Genomic DNA, 2647 nt, shown 5'->3' with positions numbered 1-2647 from the left:
GTCGCCGAAAACCTCCGCCTGCAGCTGGGGAGCGCGATCATGGTGTCCCAGCGGGCCGTCGCCCACTTCCGGGAGCAGGACGGCGGGCACCTCGTCCACGTCGGCTCCATCCAGGGGGTCGCCGCGCCGAAGTTCCGGCACTACGAGGGCACCGACATGACCTCCCCGCTCGAGTACACGGCCATCAAGACCGGGCTCCTCGGCGTGGTGCGGTACCTGGCGAAGTACCTGTCCGGCACCGGGATCCGCGTCAACTGCATCAGCCCCGGCGGCATCGAGGACGGCCAGCCCGAGGCGTTCCTGGAGCGCTACCGGGCGGACTGCACCAGCAAAGGCATGCTCGACCCGGACGACGTGACGGGGACGCTCCTGTTTTTGCTCTCCGACCGGTCGGCCCACATCAACGGCCAGAACCTCGTGGTGGACGACGGATGGTCGCTGTAGGGCCGGTGGGTGTACGCATTGGGATGTCCAGTGACCGCCCTCTGAGATGAGCGCAGCCCAAGACGGAGGTTGTCCGTGACGGCCCGAGTTGCGGGGGGAAGTGTTTTCTAACGGGAGACCGCCGACCGCGGACGGCGGACCGCCGTCCTAGTTGTACGTCCGCGCCCTCGGCCCGAGCACGGACCCTCACGGGAAACTCCAATAGAGCATGTGCTCTGAAAGAGCCCCCGATCCCCCGCCAGATGTGCGCCCGACCCTCGCCGATCTTTATGGAAGGCGCCGCCCGCGTCGCATACACTGTAGGCAGAACTTCCAGGCACCGTAGCCGGACTCGCAGCGGAGCCCGCTGTCCCGGCCTCTCCGCGTCTCCTCGCCGGTGCCGACGAGACGGACGGGGACGCGGATCCATCTCTACGTGACGCTCTCTGGGCCGACTTTACGTTCTGCACCTCCCCTGGCATGAAGAACGCACCGACTCTCTCCACTGCTCCTCGCACGGCCGTAATGTCCGACTGGCACGACTGTCAGGTTCCGTCCGACGCCTCCATCCGGGAGGCCATGCAAGCGATCGAGGAGAGTGAACTGCGCATCGCCGTGGTCACGACCGACGGCGACAAGCTCCGCGGTGTGGTGACCGACGGGGACATCCGGCGCGGCATTCTCGACGGCCTGTCCCTGGAGCAGCCCGTCGAAGACGTGATGAACGAGGATCCGGTGGTGGCCCGCCGGGGCAGCGACCCGGAGCGCATCGCGCAGCTCATGACGGACCACCGCATCCATCAGGTGCCGGTCATCGACGCAAGCGGGCGGGTGGTCCGACTGATGACCATCGACGATGTTGTCGACTCGGAGGAGCGCTCTACGCCGGTCGTGATTATGGCCGGGGGCCTGGGCACGCGGCTCCGACCCATCACCGACGACTGCCCGAAGCCGCTGGTCGAGGTGGAAGGGGTGCCCATCCTGGAGACGCTGCTCGAGCAGCTGGCCGCGCAGGGGTTTCGCCGCGTGTACCTGTCGGTCAACTACAAGGCCCAGATGATTGAAGAGCATTTCGGGGAGGGGGCGGACTGGGGGCTCCAGATCGAGTACCTCCGGGAGGAGAAGCGCCTCGGGACGGCCGGCCCCCTGAGTCTGCTTCCCGACCAGCCGACCGAGCCGGTCCTGGTGCTGAACGGCGATCTGATGACCACCATGAACTTCGGACGGCTCGTGGACTTCCACGACGAGCAGGCCGCTATGGCCACGATGGGCGTGCGCCGGCACCGCGTGGAGATTCCCTACGGGGTCGTCGAGATCGAGGACCGGCGCATCACGGGCCTCGAGGAGAAGCCCTCGGAGGAGTACTTCGTGAACGCGGGCGTGTACGTCCTGGAGCCGGCGGCGCTAGAGCAGGTGCCCGACGACGCGTTTTTCGACATGCCGGAGCTCTTCCAGCTGCTCGTGGACGACGAGCGAGCGGTGAGCGCGTACCCCATCCAGAAGTACTGGCGGGACATTGCCCACCAGGACGACCTTCAGCGGGCCCAGGCCGAGTTCAATCAGGTGTTTGACAAATGAGCCTCTTTGGCGAGCACCGCGTCGTGGCCCTCATTCCGGCCCGGGGAGGGAGTACGTCGGTCCCCCGAAAAAACATCCGCCCGCTGGGCGGGACGCCCCTCGTGGCGTGGTCGATCGAGGTGGCGCAGTCCGTAGAGGCCATTGACCGGGCCGTCGTGTCCACGGACGACGACGCGATTGCCGAGACGGCCCGGGAGCACGGGGGGACGGTCGCCCGGCGCCCCGCCGAGCTGGCGACCGACGACGCGCTCGTCCTCGACGCCGTCCGGTACCACCTGACCGAGTGGCGGGCGGAGGGCCGACCCGCCGACGTGGTCGTTCTGCTCGAACCGACGTGCCCCCTGCGTGAGCCGGAGGACGTAGCAGCCTGCCTCCGGCGCCTCGCCGAGGGAGATCTCGACTCGGTGGCTACGTTCACCGAGGCCTCGCTGAATCCGCACCGGGCGTGGCGAATCGAGGAGGGAAGCCCCAGCCCCTTCGTTGAGGGCGCCGTGCCCTGGCGCCCGCGCCAGGAGCTGCCCGAGGCGTACCAGCTCAACGGCGGGGCCTACGTATTCTTTGCGGACCGGCTCCCCGACGACGGCGTCGCGCCCCTCTTCGGCCGCGCCGGCGCCGTCTACATGCCGGAGACGCGGTCGGTCGACAT

General features: G+C 68.2%; 3 protein-coding genes. All 3 read left to right on the top strand.

What is annotated here, in order from left to right; genetic code table 11:
- Positions 1-444 (top strand): SDR family oxidoreductase (locus tag V5A20_RS14050; RefSeq protein WP_332327650.1); only part of this gene is annotated, 444 nt, incomplete at its 5' end.
- Between the two features lie 504 nt (positions 445-948).
- A complete protein-coding gene (locus V5A20_RS14045; protein ID WP_332327649.1) occupies positions 949-2001 on the top strand; it encodes a nucleotidyltransferase family protein in 1053 nt (350 codons plus the stop codon).
- Positions 1998-2647, top strand: a 650-nt coding sequence (locus tag V5A20_RS14040; RefSeq protein ID WP_332327648.1) for an acylneuraminate cytidylyltransferase family protein, incomplete at its 3' end; no start/stop codon positions are given. The genes V5A20_RS14045 and V5A20_RS14040, both read left to right, overlap by 4 nt.

Origin of the sequence: Salinibacter sp. (assembly GCF_036626415.1) — a bacterium.
Taxonomy (GTDB): domain Bacteria; phylum Bacteroidota; class Rhodothermia; order Rhodothermales; family Salinibacteraceae; genus Salinibacter.
This window is presented reverse-complemented; position numbering and strand designations above follow the sequence as displayed.

Excerpts from the sequence above, each read along its gene's own strand:
- V5A20_RS14045 (WP_332327649.1), top strand. The coding sequence starts at position 949 with ATGTCCGACTGGCACGACTGTCAGGTTCCGTCCGACGCCTCCATCCGG.